Origin of the sequence: Lelliottia sp. F153, assembly GCF_002870005.1 — a bacterium.
Lineage (GTDB): Bacteria > Pseudomonadota > Gammaproteobacteria > Enterobacterales > Enterobacteriaceae > Enterobacter > Enterobacter nimipressuralis.
In genome coordinates this window covers 186662-210067 of sequence record NZ_PKFT01000003.1, presented here as the reverse complement: position 1 = coordinate 210067, position 23406 = coordinate 186662, and the positions used below count along the sequence as shown (strand labels likewise).

Here is a 23406-nt window from a genome sequence, read left to right as displayed (position 1 = left end):
TTCCGCGCACATAGCCACGTTACGCTCTCTCCATTACTAAGGAGAAGGCAATGAAAAAATCCCCCCTGTTCTGGAAAGTTAGCACCCTGATGGGGTGCATCCTGCTGCTGTTAGTTCCGCTGTTTATGGTAAGCAACCTGATTTCGGAGCGTGCCAGCTATCGCGATGACGTCGAAGATACGCTGCGCCAAAGCACCAGCGGCCCGCAGCAGCTCACCGGCCCGTTAATCGCGATTCCGGTAACGGAAATTTATTACACGATTGAAGATAAGGTTCAGGTTGAGCATAAGCGCAGTTTCCTGCACTTCTTGCTGCCGGAATCGCTGGTGATTGATGGCAATCAGCAGGTCGAATCCCGAAGCATCGGCATCTACGATGGGCAGATCTGGAGCACTGATCTGAAACTGAAAGCGCAATTTAATACGGATAAGCTGGACCAGCTCAAAGGGGAAACCATCACGCTGGGCCAGCCGTTTGTGGCCGTTGGCGTCGGTGATGCGCGTGGGATCGGCGCGGTGAACGTGTCGAAAGTGAACGGCGAAACCATGACCGTAGAGCCGGGTTCCGGCATCCTGGGGGAGCAGGCGGGGATTCACATTCCGCTGACGTGGGAGACGCTTAATGCAAAAAACATCGAACTGGAGATGGCGTTAAATCTCAATGGGACGGGCAGTTTCTCCGTCGTGCCGGTCGGGCGTAACAGCGAGCTGACACTGCGCAGCAACTGGCCGCACCCTGGTTTTATGGGCGATTACTTACCGTCGAAGCGCGAAATCAGCGCCTCAGGATTTCAGGCCCACTGGCAAAGCAGCTGGTTTGCGAACAATCTTGAAAGCGTGTTCAGCGCGAGTGAAACGCCTTCGTTTCGTGACGTTCCAGCCTTTAGCGTGACGGTGGCGACGCCTGCCGATCAGTATCAGTTAACTGACCGCGCCATTAAATATGCCATTCTGTTGATTGCGCTGACGTTTATGGCTTTCTTTGTCTACGAAACGCTCTCTCACCTTCGTCTGCACCCGATGCAGTATCTGCTGGTGGGGCTGTCGCTGGTGCTGTTCTACCTGGTACTGCTGGCGTTGTCAGAACATGTGGGCTTTACCCCTGCCTGGATTATCGCAAGCCTGGTCGGGGCGCTGATGAATGGGGTTTATCTGCAGGCGGTGCTGAAGGGCTGGAAGCGAAGCGCGGTGTTTGTCGTGGCGCTGTTAGGCCTGGACGGTGTGATGTGGTTCCTGCTGCGTTCGGAAGACAGCGCGCTGCTGCTGGGGTCGGGCGTGCTGGCGATAGCGCTGTTTGCGGTGATGTATCTGACGCGGCACTTTGACTGGTACTCGCTCACACAGGTGAAGCGCAGTATGCCGAAAAGTGAAGAGAACCCGGATTCGTTACGGATCTGGAAATAAAAAAACGGCGCGTTAAGCGCCGTTTTTACTGCATTGAAAGCGGGATTATTCCTGCAAGTCGCCGCAGAAACGATAGCCTTCGCCATGGATAGTGGCGATGATTTCTGGCGTATCCGGCGTAGACTCGAAGTGTTTACGAATGCGACGGATCGTCACGTCAACAGTACGGTCGTGCGGCTTCAGCTCGCGGCCCGTCATCTTCTTCAGCAGCTCTGCACGGGACTGAATTTTGCCCGGGTTTTCGCAGAAGTGCAGCATGGCGCGGAATTCACTGCGCGGCAGTTTGTACTGTTCACCGTTCGGGCTAACCAGCGAACGGCTGTTGATATCAAGTTCCCAGCCGTTGAATTTGTAGCTGTCTACGCTACGACGCTCTTCACTCACCGTACCCAGATTCATGGTGCGGGACAGCAGGTTGCGTGCACGAATGGTTAACTCGCGAGGATTAAACGGCTTGGTGATGTAGTCATCAGCGCCGATTTCCAGGCCAAGAATTTTATCAACTTCGTTATCACGGCCTGTCAGGAACATTAACGCCACGTTCGCCTGTTCACGCAGCTCGCGTGCCAGAAGAAGGCCGTTTTTCCCGGGCAGGTTGATATCCATGATGACCAGGTTGATATCATTTTCAGAAAGGATCTGATGCATCTCTGCGCCATCGGTCGCTTCAAAGACATCGTAGCCTTCTGCTTCGAAAATGCTCTTTAACGTGTTGCGTGTTACCAACTCGTCTTCAACGATAAGAATGTGCGGGGTCTGCATGTTTGCTACCTAAATTGCCAACTAAATCGAAACAGGAAGTACAAAAGTCCCTGACCTGCCTGATACATGTCGCAAATTAACATGATCGGCCTAACGTGACTAAAGTACGTAATTGCGTTCTTGATGCACTTTCCATCAACGTCAACAACATCATTAGCTTGGTCGTGGGCACTTTCCCTCAGGACCCGACAGTGTCAAAAACGGCTGTCATCCTAACCATTTTAACAGCAACATAACAGGCTAAGTGACACCGGACACCCAATAAAACTACGCTTCGTTGACATATATCAAGTTCAATTGTAGCACGTTAACAGTTTGATGAAATCATCGTATCTGATTGCTAGCCTTTGTCACAATTTTTCAATAAACCAACTAGTTGCAGATATTGATTAATAAACAACGCGAATCCAATTCGAAAAACCAATCAATACGAGTATTATCATTATTAAACATACGGATAACTAATGTCTGTTAACATTTGAATCACTAGTTCCGTTACGGAACAGTTTAGCGCTTTTAATTCATGGTGAAACGCTATTTCGGTGATTTGTGTTGCAATTTTGTAAATTCGCGCTGCGTAATATGTTGAGCTGCGTCACACTTTTACCGGCTAACTGATTAAAAAGAGAGCAAAAATGCACTTATCGATAGTGCTGGTTTCGCCAGCAAGAGCAGAAAATATTGGCGCTGCCGCCCGGGCAATGAAGACCATGGGATTCACCGATTTGCGCATCGTAGACAGCGAGGCGCACCTCGAGCCAGCCGCCCGTTGGGTTGCACATGGATCGGGTGAAATCCTCGATAACATAACCACTTACGCGACACTCGCCGACGCGCTGCATGACATTTCTTTCACCGTCGCGACCACCGCCCGCAGCCGGGCGAAGTATCATTATTACGCGACGCCAACCGAACTGGTGCCGCTGCTGGAGGAAAAAAGCACGTGGCTAACCAAAGCGGCACTGGTTTTTGGCCGCGAAGATTCGGGCCTGACCAATGAAGAGCTGGAGCTGGCAGACGTGCTGACCGGTGTGCCGATGGTGGCAGATTATCCGTCCCTCAATCTCGGCCAGGCGGTGATGGTCTATTGCTATCAATTAGCATCTTTAATGCAAATTCCCGCGCCCGACGTGAACGGCGGGGATGAAAACCAGCTGTTGGCGTTGCGCGCGCGAACGCACTCGCTCTTAACCCAGCTTGGGGTGGCTGACGATCAGAAAATGGTGGACTGGCTTCATCAGCGACTGGGGTTGCTTGAGCAGCGCGACACGGCAATGTTGCACCGATTGCTGCACGATATCGAAAAAAAATTGGCAGAATAAAAACCTGACATTTGTTTTTCGTATGGCTTAACCGTCTGTCTATAAGGGTTGCAACTGGTCGTATCCGGATAAAAATAAAACCGCAAGCAGCGGGTCGTGAAAGGGTTACAAATTGTGATCAAATTAAAAATTCATTGACTTAAGGTGCCGGATACTTTAACCCTAAAAGAATACAGGACAGACAGAAAACAACACAGAGCACACAACATCCATGAATCGCGTTAGCACCACCACCATTACAACAACCATCATCATTACCACAGGTAACGATGCGGGCTGACGCGTAACAGGAAAAACAGAAAAAAGCCCGCACCTGAACAGTGCGGGCTTTTTTTTCGACCAAAGATCACGAGGTAAACCATGCGAGTCTTGAAGTTCGGCGGTACATCAGTGGCAAACGCAGAACGTTTTCTGCGCGTTGCCGATATCCTGGAAAGCAACGCCAGGCAGGGGCAGGTGGCAACCGTGCTCTCTGCCCCGGCGAAAATTACTAACCACCTGGTGGCGATGATTGAAAAAACCATCGGTGGCCAGGATGCTCTCCCGAACATCAGCGATGCCGAGCGCATTTTTACCGAGCTGCTTCAGGGGCTGGCAGATATCCAGCCAGGCTTCCCGCTCGCCCGGTTGAAAGCCTTAGTGGAACAAGAGTTCGCACAGATCAAACATGTCCTGCACGGCATCAGCCTGCTGGGACAATGCCCGGATGGCATCAACGCGGCGCTGATTTGCCGCGGTGAAAAACTCTCAATCGCCATCATGGCGGGCCTGCTGGAAGCGCGTGGTCACCATGTCACGGTGATCGACCCGGTCGAAAAACTGCTGGCGGTGGGCCATTACCTCGAATCCACCGTTGATATCGCCGAATCTACCCGTCGCATCGCTGCCAGTAAAATCCCGGCTGACCATATGATTCTGATGGCGGGCTTCACTGCCGGTAACGAGAAGGGCGAACTCGTGGTGCTAGGCCGTAACGGCTCCGACTACTCTGCCGCCGTGCTGGCTGCTTGTTTGCGCGCCGATTGCTGCGAAATCTGGACTGACGTTGACGGCGTCTATACCTGCGATCCGCGCCAGGTGCCGGACGCAAGGCTGCTGAAATCGATGTCGTATCAGGAAGCGATGGAGCTGTCGTATTTCGGCGCAAAAGTCCTCCATCCACGCACCATCTCCCCGATTGCTCAGTTCCAGATCCCTTGCCTCATCAAAAATACCGGCAACCCACAGGCGCCAGGCACGCTGATTGGCGCGAGCCATGATGAAGACGATTTGCCGGTCAAAGGCATCTCTAACCTCAATAACATGGCGATGTTCAGCGTCTCCGGTCCGGGGATGAAAGGCATGGTCGGCATGGCCGCACGTGTGTTTGCCGCGATGTCGCGCAACGGTATCTCCGTTGTGCTCATCACGCAGTCCTCCTCTGAATACAGCATCAGCTTCTGCGTGCCGCAGGCGGATTGTGGCCGTGCGCGTCGCGCGCTGGAAGATGAGTTTTATCTGGAGCTGAAAGAAGAGCTGCTGGAACCGCTGTCGATCCAGGAACGCCTGGCGATTATCTCGGTCGTCGGCGACGGAATGCGCACCCTGCGCGGGATCTCCGCCAAATTCTTTGCCGCGCTGGCACGCGCCAACATCAACATCGTGGCCATTGCCCAGGGCTCTTCCGAGCGCTCAATTTCGGTTGTGGTGAGCAATGATGACGCGACCACCGGGGTGCGTGTCACGCACCAGATGCTCTTCAACACCGATCAGGTGATCGAAGTATTCGTCATTGGCGTCGGCGGTGTGGGCGGCGCGCTGCTGGAGCAGGTGAAGCGTCAGCAGGGCTGGCTGAAGAACAAACATATCGATCTGCGCGTCTGCGGCGTGGCGAACTCCCGAGCGCTGCTGACCAATGTCCACGGGCTGAATCTGGAAAGCTGGCAGGATGAACTGGCGCAGGCGAAAGAGCCGTTTAATCTTGGCCGCCTGATTCGTCTGGTGAAAGAGTATCACCTGCTTAATCCGGTGATTGTGGACTGTACCTCAAACCAGGCCGTCGCCGATCAGTATGCTGACTTCCTGCGCGAAGGTTTCCACGTGGTGACGCCGAACAAAAAGGCCAACACCTCGTCGATGGATTACTACCATCAGCTGCGCACCGCGGCCAGCAAGTCTCGCCGTAAGTTCCTCTACGACACCAACGTCGGTGCGGGGCTGCCGGTCATTGAGAACCTGCAAAACTTGCTGAACGCGGGTGATGAACTGCAGCGCTTCTCCGGCATTCTCTCCGGTTCCCTGTCGTTTATTTTCGGCAAGCTGGATGAAGGGATGAGCCTCTCGGAAGCCACCCGTGAAGCGCGTGAGCTGGGCTATACCGAGCCAGACCCGCGTGACGATCTCTCGGGCATGGATGTCGCGCGTAAGCTGCTGATCCTTGCCCGTGAAACCGGCCGTGAGCTGGAGCTGTCGGATATCGTCATCGAGCCGGTGCTGCCTGCAAGTTTTGATGACAGCGGCGATGTCGCTACTTTTATGGATCGCTTAGCGCAGCTCGATGACGACTTTGCGGCACGTATCGCAAAAGCCCGTGATGAAGGCAAAGTATTGCGCTATGTTGGCAACATCGAAGACGACGGCGTGTGCCGCGTGAAGATTGCTGAAGTGGACGGGAACGATCCGCTCTTTAAAGTGAAAAACGGCGAAAACGCCCTGGCGTTTTACAGCCACTATTATCAGCCATTACCGTTGGTACTGCGCGGTTATGGCGCAGGGAATGATGTGACGGCGGCGGGCGTGTTTGCCGATCTGCTGCGTACCCTGTCATGGAAGTTAGGAGTTTAACATGGTCAAAGTTTATGCCCCGGCTTCCAGCGCTAATATGAGCGTCGGATTTGATGTGCTGGGTGCGGCGGTAACGCCCCTCGACGGTTCGCTGCTGGGTGATACCGTCACCGTTGAAGCGGCGGACAGTTTCAGCCTCAATAATATTGGCCGCTTCGCCAACAAGCTGCCGCCAGAACCGCGCGAGAATATTGTCTACCAGTGCTGGGAACGCTTCTGTCAGGAGATCGGTAAAAACGTGCCGGTCGCCATGACCCTTGAAAAAAGTATGCCGATTGGCTCCGGGCTGGGTTCCAGCGCCTGTTCTGTCGTCGCCGCGCTGGTGGCGATGAACGAACACTGCGGCAAACCGCTTAACAACACCCGCCTGCTGTCACTGATGGGCGAACTAGAAGGGCGCATCTCTGGCAGCATTCACTATGATAACGTCGCGCCGTGCTTCCTTGGCGGGATGCAGCTGATGATCGAAGAGAACGGCATTATCAGCCAGCAGGTGCCAGGCTTTGATGAGTGGCTGTGGGTGCTGGCCTATCCGGGGATTAAAGTTTCGACCGCCGAAGCGCGTGCAATTCTGCCTGCGCAGTATCGTCGTCAGGACTGTATCGCGCACGGTCGTCATCTGGCGGGCTTTATTCACGCCTGCTATACCCGTCAGCCTGCGCTCGCCGCGAAGCTGATGAAAGATGTGATTGCCGAGCCGTACCGCACCAAACTGCTGCCGGGCTTCAATGAAGCGCGTGAGGCGTCACTGGATATCGGCGCGCAGGCGTGCGGTATTTCTGGCTCAGGCCCGACGCTGTTCGCCCTTTGTGATAAGCCGGACACCGCGCAGCGCGTGGAAGACTGGCTGGCGAAAAATTACCTGCAAAATCAGGAAGGCTTTGTTCATATTTGCCGTCTGGACACGGCAGGCGCACGAGTACTGGGATAAACGATGAAACTCTACAATCTTAAAGATCATAACGAGCAGGTGAGCTTCGCGCAGGCGGTGACTCAGGGGCTGGGCAAAAATCAGGGGCTGTTTTTTCCGCATGATTTACCGGAGTTTAGCCTGACGGAAGTCGATGACATGCTGAAGCAGGATTTCGTCAGCCGCAGCGCGAAAATCCTCTCTGCCTTTATTGGCGATGAAATTCCTCACGAACTGCTGGAAGCGCGCGTGCGCAATGCGTTTGCCTTCCCGGCACCGGTGAAATCCGTTGAGCCGGACATCGGCTGTCTGGAGCTGTTCCACGGCCCTACGCTGGCGTTTAAAGATTTCGGCGGGCGCTTTATGGCGCAGATGCTGACGCACATCAGCGGCGACAAACCGGTCACCATTCTGACGGCGACGTCTGGTGATACTGGTGCAGCGGTGGCTCACGCGTTTTACGGCCTGAAAAACGTGCGCGTGGTGATCCTCTATCCGCAGGGCAAAATCAGCCCGCTGCAGGAAAAACTGTTCTGTACCCTCGGCGGCAATATTGAAACCGTCGCCATCGACGGCGATTTCGATGCCTGTCAGGCGCTGGTGAAACAGGCCTTCGACGACGAAGAGCTGAAAGTGGCGCTGGGGCTGAACTCGGCGAACTCAATCAACATCAGCCGTCTGCTGGCGCAGATTTGCTACTACTTCGAGGCGGTATCGCAACTGCCGCAGGAAGCCCGCAATCAGCTGGTGATTTCTGTCCCAAGCGGCAACTTTGGCGATCTGACCGCCGGGCTGCTGGCCAAATCCCTGGGCCTGCCGGTGAAGCGTTTTATCGCGGCGACCAACGCCAATGACACCGTTCCACGCTTCCTGAAGGATGGCAAGTGGACGCCAAACGCGACGCAGGCGACGCTCTCTAACGCGATGGACGTGAGCCAGCCGAACAACTGGCCGCGCGTGGAAGAGCTGTTCCGCCGTAAGATCTGGCGTCTGGGCGATCTCGGCTATGCGGCGGTGAGTGATGACACCACCAAAGCGACGATGCGTGAGCTGAAAGCGGTGGGGTATACCTCTGAGCCGCACGCGGCGATTGCCTATCGTGCGCTGCGCGACCAGCTTAATCCGGGCGAGTACGGCCTGTTCCTCGGAACGGCGCACCCGGCGAAGTTCAAAGAGAGCGTGGATGAGATCCTGGGTGAATCGCTGCCGTTGCCGAAAGAGCTGGCCGATCGCGCCGATCTGCCGCTGCTGTCCCACACTCTGCCAGCAGATTTTGCGGCGCTGCGTCAGCTGATGATGGCGCGCGGGTGAGGGTTGTGCCGGGTGGCGGCTTCGCCAAACCGGCTAACAGAACGCACATAGCCAGCTAAACCGGGTTCGCCCGGTTTTTTTATGGAGAAAATAAGGAGAAAAAATGCAGGGAAAAAGCAGAAATTCCCAATAAATGCGCTCACTTAGAGATTAGGATTGCAGAGAATAACATCCCCGACTTCCCTCACGTAATCTCCTTACATCGGCCCACGTTGGGCAAGAATATGAAGGAGTCACCTATGTCTAAACTGAAACCTGCAATGCTCGCACTTTCGCTGATGCTGGTCGCTCCCGCAGTGGTACAGGCCGGAGAGATCACGCTGATCCCGGCGGTTAAATTACAGATTGGCGATCAGGATAAAAGCGGACACTACTGGGATGGCGGCCGCTGGCGCGACCATGACTGGTGGAAATTGCATTACGAATGGCGCGACAACCGCTGGCACCCGCATGATGAGCATCGCGAGCCTCACGATAATCGTCATGGCGATAAGCATGATAACCACGGCAAGGGGCCGGACTGGAAACATCATTAACCTTGCCTGATGGCGCTGCGCTTAGCAGAGCGACGAGTCGCTCCGGGAAGCGTAGCGCCACGGGGAATTACTGCTCGTGACGCTTAAACACCAGTTCGCCTTTCCCTGACGCTTCGCCGTCAAAGAAATACCCTTCGCTGTTAAAGTGAGTCAGCTGTTCTGGCTTCGTCAGGCGGTTTTCGATGATGTAGCGGCTCATCAGCCCGCGCGCTTTCTTGGCGTAGAAGCTGATCACTTTGAACTTACCGTTCTTCTCATCCAAAAATACCGGCTTGATGATCTCGGCGTTAAGCTTTTTCGGCTTCACGGATTTGTAGTATTCGTCAGATGCCAGGTTGATCACGATGTTATCGCCCTGAGCGTTCAGCGCGTCGTTCAGCTTCTCGGTGATGATATCGCCCCAGAAGTGGTACAGATCTTTGCCTTTGGCGTTTTCCAGACGAATGCCCATCTCCAGGCGGTACGGCTGCATCAGATCCAGCGGGCGCAGCACGCCGTAAAGACCCGAGAGCATACGCAGGTGCTGCTGGGCAAAATCGAAATCGGCTTCGCTGAACGTTTCCGCTTGCAGGCCGGTATACACATCACCTTTAAAGGCGAGGATCGCCTGGCGGGCGTTTTTCGGCGTAAAGTCCGGCTGCCAGTCGTGGAAGCGGGTGGCGTTGAGATCGGCGAGTTTGTCACTGATGCTCATCAGCTTGCCAATCTGCGGGGCGGAAAGTTTGCGCGCCTCACGGATCAGCTGCTGGGAATGATCCAGCAGTTCGGGCTGGGTATAGCGCTCGGTGGCGAGCGGGCTCTGGTAATCGAGCGTTTTTGCAGGTGAAATCAGAATCAGCATATCCAGTCCTTGCAGGAAATTTAGTGCGACTTTAGCAAAAAAACGGCCTGATTTGATCGATGACTGTTATTGCCGTGGCAAATCATCCCAGCTGCCCGGGGCAATTTGTGACTCGATTTCGGGATAGCGGGTGGCGTCAAACACCGGCCTCACGCCCAGTTTCCGCTGGCGTAGATAATCACTGGCAATCAGCGTCACCACCGGCGACAGCAGCAGAATGGCTGTCAGATTCGTGATTGCCATCAGCGCCATAATCACATCCGCCAGTTGCCAGACCAGCGGCAGGCTCATCACCGAACCTGTCAACACCATACCGACGAGCGCGACGCGCAGACACCACAGGGTGTTGCGTGAATCGATGCGCAGGAATATCAGGTTATTTTCGGCATAAATGTAATTGGCGACGATGGAACTGAAGCTGAAGAGAATCACAATCAGCGAGACAAAACCCGCGCCCCAACTGCCTGAGAGATTTACCAGCGCCTGCTGGATGATCTGAATTCCAACGGCATCCGCGGAATGAGGCACTGGCCCCGCCAGCAGCACAATCATCGCGCTGGCTGAACAGATGATAATGGTGTCAGTAAACACACCGATCATCTGCACGATCCCTTGAGCCGCCGGGTGAGGGGGCCATGACGCTGCCGCCGCGGCCGCATTTGGCGTCGAACCCATACCGGCTTCGTTTGAGAACATACCGCGCTGGAACCCCGCGGTCAGCGCCTGGCTGAGGGTGTATCCCAGTGCGCCAGCGGCGGCTTCTCGCCAGCCAAACGCGGCTTTGAAAATGGTGGCGATCACCCCTGGAACCTGTTCGAGATGCGCGGCGGTGACCACCAGGCTTGCGATAACCCACAGCAGGGCCATGGCCGGAACCAGCCACTGCATCAGGCGCGCGACGCCTTTGATGCCGGTCACGATCACCAGCAGCGTCAGTACCGCCAGGACGACACCCGTTATCCATTCCGGGAAGTCGAAGGCATAGCGCACTGCATGGGCCACGGAGTTGGCCTGAACGGTGTTAAAAATAAGACCGTAGGCGACGAGAAGGAAAAGGGAAAACAGAACGCCCATCCAGCGCATGCCCAAGCCTCGGGCCATGTACCAGGCCGGGCCGCCGCGAAACTGACCGTGCTTGTCCCGCTCTTTGTAGAGCTGCGCCAGCGAGCACTCTGCAAAGGAGGTCGCCATTCCGATAATGGCTGTGACCCACATCCAGAACACGGCGCCAGGGCCGCCCGCGCTGATGGCGAGTGCCACACCGGCGAGATTCCCGCTGCCGACGCGTGCCGCAAGACTGGTGCAGAGCGCCTGGAAGGACGTTAATCCGCCGGGCTGGGGGCTGACGCTGTTTTTAAGACTTTTGCCAAACTGGCGAATGTAGCGAAACTGAATAAAACCGCTGCGAACGGTAAACCAAATCCCGGCCCCCAGTAACAGATAAATCATTACTGAGCCCCACAGGACTTCATTGATAAACGAGAAATAGTCCGGCATTAACGTCCCTCTTGTTGATGCCACCTTCTTACCCCTCCTGCTTCGGGCCACAGGTGCGTTGGCTGTGCTCGTTCACCCCAGTGACGGACGTATCGCTTCCGGGGATTCGCTCGCCTGCCGCCTGTCTGCAACGCGAATGTTTTAGGGTAAGGTTAGATTGTTGAGTAAGCCTGCTGTTAATTAGCACGCTGTTAATATTCAGAGTTTACCATACTATCCGTAAGCGCACTGTCTGCGGTTGCGCTGTCATTCCGTCGTGTTATCATCATGGCAGACCGGTTACATCCCCCTAACAAGTAAACCTGTCATTTTTCCGCTGCTGGCAGGCTGTCGGTAGCGTGAATTATCCAGGGCACGTTAAAAGAGAAACACTATCATGACGGATAAATTGACCTCCCTTCGTCAGTTCACCACTGTCGTAGCTGACACCGGAGATATCGCGGCAATGAAGTTGTACCAGCCGCAGGATGCCACAACTAACCCTTCTCTGATTCTTAACGCCGCGCAGATCCCTGAGTACCGCAAACTGATCGACGAAGCTGTCACCTGGGCGAAAGGCCAGAGCAACGATCGTGCGCAGCAGGTTGTGGATGCAACTGACAAACTGGCTGTGAACATCGGTCTGGAAATCCTGAAACTGGTTCCGGGTCGTATCTCTACCGAAGTTGACGCGCGTCTGTCCTACGACACCGAAGCGTCTATCGCGAAAGCCAAACACCTGATCAAACTGTATAACGATGCGGGCATCAGCAACGATCGTATCCTGATTAAACTGGCTTCTACCTGGCAGGGCATCCGCGCTGCAGAGCAGCTGGAAAAAGAAGGTATCAACTGTAACCTGACTCTGCTCTTCTCCTTCGCTCAGGCACGTGCTTGTGCAGAAGCGGGCGTGTACCTGATTTCTCCGTTCGTGGGCCGTATTCTGGACTGGTATAAAGCCAACACCGACAAGAAAGAGTACGCAGCATCTGAAGATCCAGGCGTGGTTTCCGTCACTGAAATCTACGAATACTACAAACAGCACGGTTATGAGACTGTCGTGATGGGCGCAAGCTTCCGTAACGTCGGCGAAATCATCGAGCTGGCGGGTTGCGACCGTCTGACCATCGCCCCTGCGCTGCTGAAAGAGCTGGCAGAGAGCGAAGGCGCACTGGAGCGTAAACTGAGCTACACCGGCGAAGTGAAAGCGCGTCCAGAGCGTATCACCGAGTCCGAGTTCCTGTGGCAGCACAACCAGGACCCAATGGCAGTAGACAAACTGGCGGACGGTATCCGTAAGTTTGCTGTTGACCAGGAAAAACTGGAAAAAATGATCGGCGATCTGCTGTAATCATTTTTCATGGCCGGGAGCCTCTCCCGGCCACGTTACTTCTTTCGTCCCCTGTCTGATTTTCCCCTCTGCGTGTATCATTCCCCTTAATCAGTATTGTTATGAAGGGAATGGATATGAATACCTTACGCATCGGCTTAGTGTCGATTTCTGACCGCGCCTCCAGCGGCGTTTATGCCGATAAAGGCATCCCGGCGTTAGAAGAGTGGCTGGCTGCCGCACTGACCACCCCATTTGAAGTGCAAACCCGCTTAATCCCGGATGAACAGCCGATCATCGAGCAAACCCTGTGCGAGCTGGTGGACGAAATGAGCTGCCATCTGGTGCTGACCACCGGCGGTACCGGGCCTGCGCGCCGCGATGTGACGCCGGATGCGACCCTGGCGGTGGCCGATCGCGAGATGCCAGGTTTCGGTGAACAGATGCGCCAGATCAGCCTGCACTTTGTGCCGACGGCGATTCTTTCGCGCCAGGTAGGGGTGATCCGCAAACAGGCGCTGATTCTCAATCTGCCGGGCCAGCCGAAGTCGATCAAAGAGACGCTTGAGGGTGTGAAAGCCGAAGACGGGAAAGTGGCGGTGGCAGGGATTTTTGCCAGTGTACCGTATTGTATACAGTTACTGGACGGCCCGTACGTTGAGACCGATCCGCAAGTGGTAGCAGCTTTTCGCCCGAAAAGCGCGCGACGCGAAACAATCTCCTGAAATTAGTGTATTTGTGACATAAGCTGTAGCCTCAATGGCGTGGTGATACATTTACGGTATAGTCATTTTTTCTTTACGATTACTGTAAAATTAAATCAACACTGCCAGTAAAGGTTTGCTATGTCACATTACACCCGGCCTCTGAATCGTCAGGACTACAAAACGCTCACGCTCGCGGCCCTTGGCGGCGCGCTGGAGTTTTACGATTTCATCATCTTCGTTTTCTTTGCCGCCGTCGTGGGCGAACTCTTCTTCCCGGCGGATATCCCGGAATGGCTGCGCCAGGTACAGACCTTCGGCATTTTTGCCGCAGGCTATCTCGCGCGCCCACTGGGCGGCATCATAATGGCCCACTTTGGCGATCTGGTCGGGCGTAAAAAGATGTTTACCCTCAGCATTTTGCTGATGGCGGTGCCGACGCTGGCCATCGGTCTGCTGCCGACCTATGCCTCAATGGGCATTGTGGCGCCAGTTCTGCTGCTGTTGATGCGCATTTTGCAGGGGGCGGCAATCGGCGGGGAAGTGCCGGGGGCGTGGGTGTTTGTCGCTGAACACGTTCCGGCGCGGCGCATCGGGATTGCCTGCGGAACCTTAACCGCCGGGCTGACGGTCGGGATTTTGCTCGGCTCGGTGGTGGCGACCCTGATCAACACCAGCATGACCACCCAGGCCGTACATGAGTGGGGCTGGCGTATTCCGTTCCTGCTGGGCGGCGCGTTTGGCCTGGTGGCGATGTACCTGCGCCGCTGGTTGCAGGAGACGCCAATTTTCCTCGAAATGCAGCAGCGTAAAGCGCTGGCGCAGGAACTGCCGGTGAAATCAGTTGTGGTGCGCCATCAGAAAGCGGTGGTGATCTCCATGCTGCTCACCTGGCTGCTGTCTGCCGGGATTGTGGTGGTGATTTTGATGTCGCCGGTCTGGTTGCAAAAACAGTACGGCTTTGCCCCGGCGGTGACGCTGCAGGCCAACAGCATTGCAACCATCATGCTCTGCTTTGGCTGTCTGATTGCCGGTCTGGCGGCTGACCGCTTTGGCGCCAGCCGGACGTTCATCGTCGGCAGCCTGTTGCTCGCCGGGTCGAGCTGGGCGTTCTATCATCTGGCGGGAGCACATCCGGAACAGCTGTTCCTGCTCTACGGCGTCGTGGGGCTATGCGTCGGCGTGGTCGGTGCGGTGCCTTATGTGATGGTCCGCGCCTTCCCGGCAGAAGTGCGTTTCACGGGGATTTCGTTCTCGTACAACGTCTCGTACGCCATTTTCGGTGGCCTGACGCCGATTGCCGTCACGCTGCTGATGGGGGTGTCGCCGATGGCACCTGCCTGGTACGTGCTGGCGCTGGCGTTGATGGGAATGGGGCTTGGGATCTGGCTTCGCGGTGAGCGCCATCAGCTGATGGCGCACGCGCAGACTAACGAGGGGTAAAACTCAGGATGATGTTGTCATCCGGAATGTGGGTGAAGCTTTTGATCAGCTCGTGATAATCCGCCAGCGGATCCACATCTTTGAACAGCGTTGGGTAGAAGCGTTTACTCAACGCTTCAATGGCGATGATGTTGTACGGATTATTGTAGAAGTGATGGTACAGCGCGCCGGTTCGGCCCTCCGCGACAGCCGGAATGCTGCTCACGCCCTGGCGCGACACCAGCGCCTTAAACGCGGCGGCGACATCGCTTTCCGGCACGTTGTAGCCAAACGGTATAATCGCCGTTCCTTTCCCCGAGCGTTTTGAACCGGTCATCAGGTAGTAATCCGGGTTCAGGGAGATAATTTTCTCCACCGAGATATTTCCGGTTGCGCCCGGCAGCAGCTGCGAGCCAATGTTCACGCCGCCTGCGGCCTCTACCAGCCCGCCCCAGCCGTTGTGCGCGTGGGTAAAGCAACAGCCGTTATCCAGGCCAGCCACTCCGGCGATCGGTTCGATAAACACCAGCGGCTTTTTCTCTGCTGTAGCTAGGCGCTGATGAATCCGATCCAGACGCTGCTGGTAGAAATCGATGTAGGCCTGCGCGCGCTCCGTCTGACCTAACACCTTGCCCAGCAGATCAATACTCGGCAGCGTGTTCTCCACCGGATGCAGTTCGTAATCGACGAAAACCACCGGAATGTGCAGGGCTTCCAGCTGAGTCAGCACGCCGCTTTGCGTCAGCGAAGGTTTCGCGCGCAGCTGGGCGATCATCAGATCCGGATGGCGCGAAATCACCGTCTCCAGATCGACGTTCCCCTGATCCGAGAATTGCATATCAAGGATCTTCTCGGCTTCCGGCCATTTACGCTTCAGCACGTTCCAGGTTTCAGTGTCCTGTTTCTTCGGCAGGTTGTTCCACGCCACGACTTTGGCGAAGGGATCGTCCCGCTCAAGCATCGCCAGTGTCAGGATATCGCGGCCATCCTGCAAAATAATGCGCTGCGGCTCCTTAGGAATGGTGACCGTACGGTTATCCCTGTCTTTTACGGTCACCGGCCAGTTCTGGGCCATCGCCAGCAGCGGCGAGAGCAGCAGTACCGCGGCGAATATCATCTTCTTCATCGTCTTACTTCCCCGTTTCATGATGCTTGTTATGCGGTTAAACCATCGACCACCACGTGCGGCAGTCCTTGCGAACAATATTCCACCCGGCCCCTCACTCCGTAGACCGTTGCCAGATTTGCGGGTGTGACCACTTCACCCGGAATTCCGCTGGCGACCAGGGCACCCTCTTTGAGCATCACGGCGTATTCGGCGTGGCGCAGGGCGATGTTGATGTCGTGGATAACCACCACCGTCACGATATTGCGCAGCCGCGTTTCGCGGGCGACGATATCCATGACGTGAAACTGGTAGTTGAGATCGAGGGCGCTCAGGGGTTCATCCAAAAGCAGGAGGTCGGGCTGGCGGATCAGCGACTGCGCAAGGCCAATCAGCTGTTTCTGCCCGCCGGAGAGCTGGTCGAGATAGCTCATTGCCAGATGGGCGACGCCGAGTTTTTGCAGGATATCGAACGCTTCCTGTTCTGCGTTGCCGTCGGCGTAAAAGCCGCTGGCGCGTCGCGCGACGATCACTGACTCCAGCGCATGCAGATGCACTCCCGCCGGGAGCGACTGCGGCAGATAGACCACTTTCTGTGCCCGCTGGGCGGAAGGTAATGTCATCAGATCTTCGCCGTTCAGCTCCAGCGTGCCTTGCGCCGGGTTCAGATCGGCCAGTGCCCGCAACAGCGTCGATTTCCCCGAACCGTTTGGCCCAAGCAGCGCGGTAATTTTCCCGCGTGGCAGCAGGGGCGTATTCAGCCCGTCGATGATTTTCTTTTTGCGATAGCCGGTGTGCAGGTCGGTGACGATCAAGCCATCCATTACAGCGTCCCCCGATGGCGGATAATAATGCTCAGGAAGAAAGGCACACCGACCAGCGAGGTGACGATGCCGACCGGAATAATGACGCCGGGAACGATATTTTTGGAGAGCACCGAGGCGAGGGAGAGCACCAGCGCGCCGATCAGCATACTTCCCGGCAGATAAAAGCGGTGGTCTTCGCCAAACATCATGCGCGAGATATGCGGCGCGACCAGGCCGATAAAGCCGACCGGCCCGACAAAGGCCACCGTCAGCGCCGAAATAATGCTGATGCGCAGGAGCGTTGCCAGCCGCAGTTTGCGCACGTTAATGCCAAAACTGACGGCCCTGTCTTCCCCGAGGCGCAGAGCCGTGAGCTTCCAGGCATTTTTCAACGACAGGGGAACGACAACCAGCAGCACTACCACCAGAATCGCGAGCTTATCCCAGGACGCGCGGGCCAGGCTGCCCATCGTCCAGAACACCAGCCCCTGGAGCGTATCTTCGCTGGCGACAAATTGCAGAATGGAGATCAGCGCGTTAAAGGTGAAGACCAGCGCGATGCCAAACAGCACCACGCCGGAGGTGGCGACGCGCGTCCAGCGGCTGATGCCGTCGAGCACGAAGCAAGCCATTAGCGCAAAGACAAAGGCGTTGGCGGAGATAAACCATTGATCGGGAATACCGGGGATTCCCAGCCCGAGAATAATAGCCAGCGCCGCGCCAAAAGAGGCGGCGGAAGAGACACCCAGCGTAAACGGGCTGGCGAGGGGGTTGTTCAGGATGGTTTGCATCTCTGCGCCCGCGAGGCCCAGCGCCATGCCAACTACCACCGCCATCAGCGCGAAGGGCAGGCGTAAATCCCAGACAATCACCCGTGTGCCCGCATCGGCCGAGGCGGCATCAAACAGCGTGTGCCATAGGGTTGAGACGGAAATCCCGGAAGGGCCGAGGGTAAAATCGAGCAGCAGCGAGAAGATGATCATGAGCAGGATTACACCCGCAACGATAAAGCGGCGCATCACGACTTTTCGGTACTGTGACGCCACCACTGACCCGTCAGGTTTCACGCTGGCGACAAGAGGGGAACTCATTGGCTTACCTTATGCAACAAAAGCAGAATCGTAGTTTATCCCGAAACGTTCCTGTCCTTAATGCTGCCTGATATCCAATATCCGGGATGCTCCCGGTGACAATATTCGGGATGATAATGCTTATCAATTAAAATGATGTGAATAGCGCAACTTGTTTAGCCGTGGTTTCTGTTGTGCGCAAAAATCAACCTTCCAGACGGCGGCAGGTCATGTACGCGCCCGTCACGCAGAGGGCTACCGGCACCAGGAAGCTGTGGTCCATGCGGGTGGATTCCATGATCAGCACGATGGCGGTCAGTGGCATTTGCAGGGAGGCCGCGAGAAAACCGGCCGCACCCGTCAGAGCAAAGCTTGCCATATCGGTGCCGGGAAACCAGCGCCCCATCAGGATAAACAGCACTGAACCGAACAGACCACCGACGGCGAGGCCCGGCGTCAGTAACCCGCCCTGAGCACCGGCGCGCAGTACCGCCCAGATCACCACCACTTTAAGAGTGAGGATCGCGGTGGCGAGCTGTAGCGTGATAGCGCCGTTGAGGGCAAGCTGCGTCGGGCCTTTACCATTGCCGGGCAACTGCGGGAACCAGACGGATAACGCGCCGAGGGCCGTAAAGGCGATCAGGCTGAAGACCGGCATTTGCCAGTTACTGCGTACCCTACTGCGTGCGTGCTGCGTCACACGACGAAACAGAAACGCCGCCGCACCAAACAGCGGGCCAGAAAGCGCGCCCCAGAAAACAAGCGAGGTGGCGGCAATTTCGGTGGTGAAATGGTACTGATGCTCATCGCCAAGACCTAATGTGGCGATCCACGCCGCCAGCGCCGAGGTCACCAGCGCGGCGATGGCTTTCTCCCAGCTGAAACTGACCAGCAGCACTTCCAGAGTAAATATGGCCCCGGCCAGAGGAACGTTATAGACCGCCGCCAGCCCGGCTCCGGCGCCGCAGGCAATCATCAGCTGAATATCCGCGGAACTCAGACGTAAACGACGGGCGACGCCGCTGGCAAACAGTGCGCCCACTTCGCGCGGTGCGACTTCGCGGCCAAGCGGCGAACCCATCGCGACGGTGATAATTTGCAGCAGAGCGTTAATGAGCGTCGTGACGGCTGGCATTGGTTTGTCGGGATTTTTTATCGCCTCGCCAATGCTGATGCGTTTTTTGGCGTAGCGCGCAAGCGACCACCAGCCGATACCCGCTACCAGACCCGCAGCGGTGAGGGCGAGAAAACGTCGCTGCGCGCTGGCATCCGTCACGCCCTCTAAAAATGTCTGCGGGCTGATGAGGATGGTCTGGCTGTAGCCGTAAACGAGGTGCTGAACTTCATGCAGCAGCATGGCGAGCAGCATGCCGCCCAGCCCGGCCAGAATCCCGGTGAGGAGTAGCGCGGCCCAGCGTTGCAGCCAGTCAGTACGAGACGGATCGTAAGCCATCATAGCGAGCGTCTTGATAAAAAGAGGGAGCCACAGTGTCCCATAAAGCGCATGAACGAGGTATCAATCAGAAGAATTAATGCTGGAGATTCGTGCCCGCGAGGCGGGCACGAAGGGGGATTAGTGTTTTTCACCAATCGGCAGAACGGTGCGACCAAACTGCTCGTTCAGCACTTCACCCATTGCCAGGTAAATTGCGCTTGCGCCACAGACCAGACCTACCCAGCCAGCAACGTGAACGATGCTTTCGTTTTCCGCCAGATGGCCAATCGCCAGCAGGGCGAACAGCACGGTCAGGCTCAGGAAGACGAACTGCAGAACGCGGTTAGCAACCAGCGTACCGAAGAACATGAACAGAGTGAACACGCCCCACAGACCCAGGTATACGCCCAGGAAGTGGCCGTTTGATGCATCAAAGCCCATTTGCGGCATAACCAGAATGGCGACCAGCGTCAGCCAGAAAGAACCGTAAGAGGTGAATGCGGTTAAACCGAAGGTGTTGCCTTTTTTATACTCCAGCAGGCCCGCGAAGATTTGCGCGATACCGCCGTAAAAAATGCCCATCGCCAGGATAACATTGTCCATCGGGAATAAGCCGATGTTATGCAGGTTCAGCAGAATAGTGGTCATGCCGAAACCCATCAGGCCCAGCGGAGCCGGATTAGCCAACTTAGTGTTGCCCATAAGTCCTCAAAAAATCATCATTAGTATGGTGAAATGGTTTTACCACGCCCACTCTCCCAGGCGTGGCGCGGCATAATAATCACCGCGACACTCGGCGTCTATGATCTGAGCAGGGTGAAATTAAAAAATTTTTTATCCTTCCCCCTTGATGGATGCCGTTACGACCCCATCTTGTAGTCAACCGCAGTGAGTGAAGCTGAAAAAAATCAAATCTGGGCAGTTGAAACCGCACGTTTCGCCCTTATTACAGATTCACAACCACATGATGAACAAATTTTTAGTGGAGACGTTTAGATGGGTAAAATTATTGGTATCGACCTGGGTACTACCAACTCTTGTGTAGCGATTATGGACGGCACTACTGCACGTGTGCTGGAGAACGCCGAGGGCGATCGCACCACGCCTTCTATCATTGCTTATACCCAGGATGGTGAAACTCTGGTTGGCCAGCCGGCTAAACGTCAGGCCGTGACTAACCCGCAAAACACTCTGTTTGCGATTAAACGCCTGATTGGCCGTCGCTTCCAGGACGAAGAAGTTCAGCGTGATGAAGCCATCATGCCGTACAAAATAATCGGTGCTGACAACGGTGATGCATGGATCGACGTGAAGGGCCAGAAAATGGCACCACCGCAGATCTCTGCTGAAGTGCTGAAGAAAATGAAGAAAACGGCTGAAGATTACCTGGGTGAACCGGTAACTGAAGCGGTTATCACTGTACCTGCTTACTTCAACGATGCTCAGCGTCAGGCAACCAAAGATGCCGGTCGTATCGCAGGTCTGGAAGTCAAACGTATCATCAACGAACCAACCGCAGCTGCACTGGCTTACGGTCTGGATAAAGAAGTTGGCAACCGTACTATCGCGGTTTACGACCTCGGTGGTGGTACTTTCGATATCTCTATTATCGAAATCGACGAAGTTGACGGCGAAAAAACCTTCGAAGTTCTGGCAACCAACGGTGATACCCACCTGGGTGGTGAAGACTTCGACAGCCGTATGATCAACTACCTCGTTGACGAATTTAAGAAAGATCAGGGCATTGACCTGCGTAACGATCCGCTGGCCATGCAGCGCCTGAAAGAAGCCGCAGAAAAAGCCAAAATTGAGCTGTCTTCTGCGCAGCAGACCGACGTGAACCTGCCGTACATCACTGCAGATGCGTCTGGTCCAAAACACATGAACATCAAAGTGACTCGCGCGAAACTGGAAAGCCTGGTCGAAGACCTGGTCAACCGTTCCATTGAGCCGCTGAAAGTTGCTCTGCAGGATGCTGGTCTGTCTGTCTCTGACATTCAGGACGTTATCCTGGTAGGTGGTCAGACTCGTATGCCAATGGTTCAGAAGAAAGTTGCTGAATTCTTTGGTAAAGAGCCGCGTAAAGACGTTAACCCGGACGAAGCTGTGGCAATCGGTGCAGCGGTTCAGGGCGGCGTACTGACCGGCGAAGTGAAAGACGTTCTGCTGCTGGACGTTACCCCGCTGTCGCTGGGTATCGAAACCATGGGCGGCGTGATGACTGCGCTGATCAGCAAAAACACCACTATCCCGACCAAGCACAGCCAGGTGTTCTCTACCGCTGAAGACAACCAGTCTGCGGTAACCATCCATGTGCTGCAGGGTGAGCGTAAACGTGCTGCGGATAACAAAGATCTGGGCCAGTTTAACCTCGACGGTATCAGCCCGGCACCGCGCGGTATGCCACAGATCGAAGTTACCTTCGACATCGATGCTGACGGTATCCTGCACGTTTCCGCGAAAGACAAAAACAGCGGTAAAGAGCAGAAGATCACCATCAAGGCATCTTCTGGTCTGAACGAAGAAGAGATCGAAAAAATGGTTCGTGAAGCAGAAGCAAATGCTGAGTCTGACCGTAAATTCGAAGAGCTGGTTCAGACCCGTAACCAGGGTGACCATCTGCTGCACAGCACTCGTAAGCAGGTTGAAGAAGCAGGCGATCAGCTGCCAGCTGATGACAAAACCGCTATCGAAGCTGCACTGAGCGCGCTGGAAACTTCCCTGAAAGGCGAAGACAAAGCGGACATCGAAGCGAAAATGCAGGAGCTGGCGCAGGCGTCCCAGAAGCTGATGGAAATTGCTCAGCAACAGCACGCACAGCAGCAGGCTGGCGCTGAAGCTGGTGCTTCCGCGAACAATGCGAAAGACGATGACGTTGTCGACGCTGAGTTCGAAGAAGTAAAAGACAAAAAATAATCGCCCTGATGCAGGGTAATTAATCGGCACGGGCGTAGAGGTTTCCTCTCCGCCCGTGCTCGCATGTTAAGGGGCTGAAAAAACCAATGGCAAAGCAAGACTACTACGAGATTTTAGGCGTTCCGAAAACCGCGGAAGAGCGTGAAATCAAAAAGGCGTACAAGCGCCTGGCCATGAAATTTCACCCGGACCGTAACCAGGGTGACAAAGAGGCCGAAGCCAAATTTAAAGAGATCAAAGAAGCGTATGAAATCCTGACCGACGCTCAGAAACGTGCAGCCTACGATCAGTACGGTCATGCGGCGTTTGAACAAGGCGGCATGGGCGGCGGCGGATACGGCGGTGGCTTTGGTGGCGGTGGTGCTGATTTCGGCGACATCTTTGGCGATGTTTTCGGTGATATCTTCGGCGGTGGCCGTGGTCGTCAGCGCGCAGCGCGCGGCGCGGACCTGCGCTACAACATGGATCTGACGCTGGAAGAGGCTGTACGCGGTGTCACGAAAGAGATTCGCATTCCGACGCTGGAAGAGTGTGATATCTGCCACGGCAGCGGCGCGAAAGCGGGTACCAAGCCGCAGACCTGTCCAACCTGTCACGGCTCCGGTCAGGTACAGATTCGCCAGGGCTTCTTCGCGGTGCAGCAGGCCTGTCCGCACTGTCATGGTCGCGGTACGCTGATTAAAGATCCGTGCAACAAATGTCACGGTCACGGTCGCGTTGAGAAGACCAAAACCCTGTCCGTCAAAATTCCGGCAGGGGTGGATACGGGCGATCGTATTCGTCTGTCCGGTGAAGGCGAAGCAGGCGAGCACGGCGCACCAGCGGGCGATCTGTACGTTCAGGTTCAGGTGAAGCAGCACGCCATCTTTGAGCGTGAAGGCAACAACCTGTACTGTGAAGTGCCGATCAACTTCGCGATGGCGGCGCTGGGCGGTGAGATCGAAGTGCCTACGCTCGACGGGCGCGTGAACCTGAAGGTTCCGGGCGAAACCCAGACTGGCAAGCTGTTCCGCATGCGCGGCAAAGGCGTGAAATCCGTTCGCGGCGGTGCGCAGGGTGACCTGCTGTGTCGTGTGGTTGTCGAAACGCCGGTCGGTCTGAACGACAAACAGAAACAGCTGTTGAAAGAGTTGCAGGAAAGCTTCGGCGGTCCAACGGGCGAGAATAACAGCCCGCGTTCCAAAAGCTTCTTCGATGGCGTGAAAAAATTCTTCGATGATTTGACCCGCTAATC

The 23406-nt window shown here is 55.6% G+C and carries 21 protein-coding genes and 1 other annotated feature; of the genes, 13 read left to right on the top strand and 8 right to left on the bottom strand.

Annotated elements, in window-relative coordinates; translation table 11 throughout:
- Positions 1 to 50: 50 nt before the first annotated feature.
- Positions 51 to 1403 (top strand): cell envelope integrity protein CreD, encoded by a 1353-nt coding sequence (gene creD, locus F153LOC_RS10685; RefSeq protein WP_102104554.1) that lies wholly within the window; start codon positions 51 to 53, stop codon positions 1401 to 1403.
- A 45-nt stretch (positions 1404 to 1448) separates the two neighbouring features.
- On the opposite strand, the gene arcA is transcribed toward creD, so the two are convergent.
- The gene (gene arcA / locus F153LOC_RS10680) at positions 1449 to 2165 is read right to left on the bottom strand and encodes a two-component system response regulator ArcA (RefSeq protein WP_006174002.1); all 717 of its coding nucleotides are present in this window, start codon (positions 2163 to 2165) and stop codon (positions 1449 to 1451) included.
- A gap of 95 nt (positions 2166 to 2260) precedes the next feature.
- On the opposite strand from arcA, the gene yjjY reads away from it, so the two are divergent.
- The 7 genes from yjjY to F153LOC_RS10645 all read left to right on the top strand — a co-directional run bounded on the left by yjjY (position 2261) and on the right by F153LOC_RS10645 (position 9067).
- The gene (gene yjjY / locus F153LOC_RS10675) at positions 2261 to 2401 is read left to right on the top strand and encodes a protein YjjY (protein ID WP_001303782.1); all 141 of its coding nucleotides are present in this window, start codon (positions 2261 to 2263) and stop codon (positions 2399 to 2401) included.
- A gap of 399 nt (positions 2402 to 2800) precedes the next feature.
- A complete protein-coding gene (locus F153LOC_RS10670) occupies positions 2801 to 3487 on the top strand; it encodes a tRNA/rRNA methyltransferase (RefSeq protein WP_102104555.1) in 687 nt (228 codons plus the stop codon).
- Positions 3488 to 3698: 211 nt separating this feature from the next.
- Positions 3699 to 3767 carry a thr operon leader peptide gene (gene thrL, locus F153LOC_RS21525; RefSeq protein WP_107704209.1) on the top strand — a complete coding sequence of 23 codons (69 nt, stop codon included), beginning with the start codon at positions 3699 to 3701 and terminating at the stop codon, positions 3765 to 3767.
- Positions 3706 to 3824 (top strand) — a sequence feature (Thr leader region). Its footprint overlaps the gene before it by 62 nt.
- 23 nt (positions 3825 to 3847) lie before the next feature.
- Positions 3848 to 6310 (top strand): bifunctional aspartate kinase/homoserine dehydrogenase I, encoded by a 2463-nt coding sequence (thrA, locus tag F153LOC_RS10660; protein WP_102104556.1) that lies wholly within the window; start codon positions 3848 to 3850, stop codon positions 6308 to 6310.
- A gap of 1 nt (position 6311) precedes the next feature.
- Positions 6312 to 7241, top strand: coding sequence for a homoserine kinase (gene thrB, locus F153LOC_RS10655; RefSeq protein ID WP_102104557.1), 930 nt, complete (start codon positions 6312 to 6314; stop codon positions 7239 to 7241).
- 3 nt (positions 7242 to 7244) lie between these two features.
- Positions 7245 to 8531, top strand: coding sequence for a threonine synthase (gene thrC, locus F153LOC_RS10650; protein ID WP_102104558.1), 1287 nt, complete (start codon positions 7245 to 7247; stop codon positions 8529 to 8531).
- A 239-nt stretch (positions 8532 to 8770) separates the two neighbouring features.
- Entirely contained in the window at positions 8771 to 9067 is a 297-nt protein-coding gene (locus F153LOC_RS10645; protein WP_102104559.1) for a DUF2502 domain-containing protein, read from the top strand.
- A 67-nt stretch (positions 9068 to 9134) separates the two neighbouring features.
- Here the strand turns inward: F153LOC_RS10645 and yaaA are convergent, their stop codons facing one another.
- The gene (gene yaaA / locus F153LOC_RS10640; RefSeq protein ID WP_102104560.1) at positions 9135 to 9908 is read right to left on the bottom strand and encodes a peroxide stress protein YaaA; all 774 of its coding nucleotides are present in this window, start codon (positions 9906 to 9908) and stop codon (positions 9135 to 9137) included.
- 66 nt (positions 9909 to 9974) lie between these two features.
- A complete protein-coding gene (locus F153LOC_RS10635) occupies positions 9975 to 11405 on the bottom strand; it encodes a sodium:alanine symporter family protein (protein WP_102104561.1) in 1431 nt (476 codons plus the stop codon).
- Between the two features lie 376 nt (positions 11406 to 11781).
- Between F153LOC_RS10635 and tal the strand changes: the two genes are divergently transcribed.
- From tal to F153LOC_RS10620, 3 genes are all read left to right on the top strand, one after another.
- Entirely contained in the window at positions 11782 to 12735 is a 954-nt protein-coding gene (gene tal, locus F153LOC_RS10630) for a transaldolase (RefSeq protein ID WP_100777705.1), read from the top strand.
- 116 nt (positions 12736 to 12851) lie between these two features.
- On the top strand, positions 12852 to 13439 hold the full coding sequence (mog, locus tag F153LOC_RS10625; protein WP_100777704.1) for a molybdopterin adenylyltransferase: 588 nt from the start codon (positions 12852 to 12854) through the stop codon (positions 13437 to 13439).
- Positions 13440 to 13559: 120 nt separating this feature from the next.
- Positions 13560 to 14861 carry an MFS transporter gene (locus F153LOC_RS10620; protein ID WP_100777703.1) on the top strand — a complete coding sequence of 434 codons (1302 nt, stop codon included), beginning with the start codon at positions 13560 to 13562 and terminating at the stop codon, positions 14859 to 14861.
- Here the strand turns inward: F153LOC_RS10620 and F153LOC_RS10615 are convergent.
- The 5 genes from F153LOC_RS10615 to satP form a co-directional block, all read right to left on the bottom strand.
- Entirely contained in the window at positions 14848 to 15966 is a 1119-nt protein-coding gene (locus F153LOC_RS10615) for an ABC transporter substrate-binding protein (protein WP_100777702.1), read from the bottom strand. The two genes, F153LOC_RS10620 and F153LOC_RS10615, sit on opposite strands and share 14 nt — an antisense overlap.
- A 29-nt stretch (positions 15967 to 15995) precedes the next feature.
- Entirely contained in the window at positions 15996 to 16769 is a 774-nt protein-coding gene (locus tag F153LOC_RS10610; RefSeq protein WP_102104562.1) for an ABC transporter ATP-binding protein, read from the bottom strand.
- Complete coding sequence (locus F153LOC_RS10605) at positions 16769 to 17770, bottom strand: FecCD family ABC transporter permease (RefSeq protein WP_369804796.1); 1002 nt, start codon at positions 17768 to 17770, stop codon at positions 16769 to 16771. The genes F153LOC_RS10610 and F153LOC_RS10605 overlap by 1 nt, the downstream gene beginning before the upstream one ends.
- Before the next feature lie 256 nt (positions 17771 to 18026).
- Entirely contained in the window at positions 18027 to 19277 is a 1251-nt protein-coding gene (locus F153LOC_RS10600; RefSeq protein ID WP_102104564.1) for a chloride channel protein, read from the bottom strand.
- 117 nt (positions 19278 to 19394) lie between these two features.
- Positions 19395 to 19958: an acetate uptake transporter gene (satP, locus tag F153LOC_RS10595; protein ID WP_100777698.1), complete on the bottom strand. Its 564-nt coding sequence runs from the start codon at positions 19956 to 19958 to the stop codon at positions 19395 to 19397.
- Between the two features lie 294 nt (positions 19959 to 20252).
- Between satP and dnaK the strand changes: the two genes are divergently transcribed.
- The gene (dnaK, locus tag F153LOC_RS10590) at positions 20253 to 22172 is read left to right on the top strand and encodes a molecular chaperone DnaK (RefSeq protein WP_100777697.1); all 1920 of its coding nucleotides are present in this window, start codon (positions 20253 to 20255) and stop codon (positions 22170 to 22172) included.
- A gap of 86 nt (positions 22173 to 22258) precedes the next feature.
- Complete coding sequence (dnaJ, locus tag F153LOC_RS10585) at positions 22259 to 23404, top strand: molecular chaperone DnaJ (protein WP_102104565.1); 1146 nt, start codon at positions 22259 to 22261, stop codon at positions 23402 to 23404.
- Positions 23405 to 23406 lie beyond the last annotated feature (2 nt).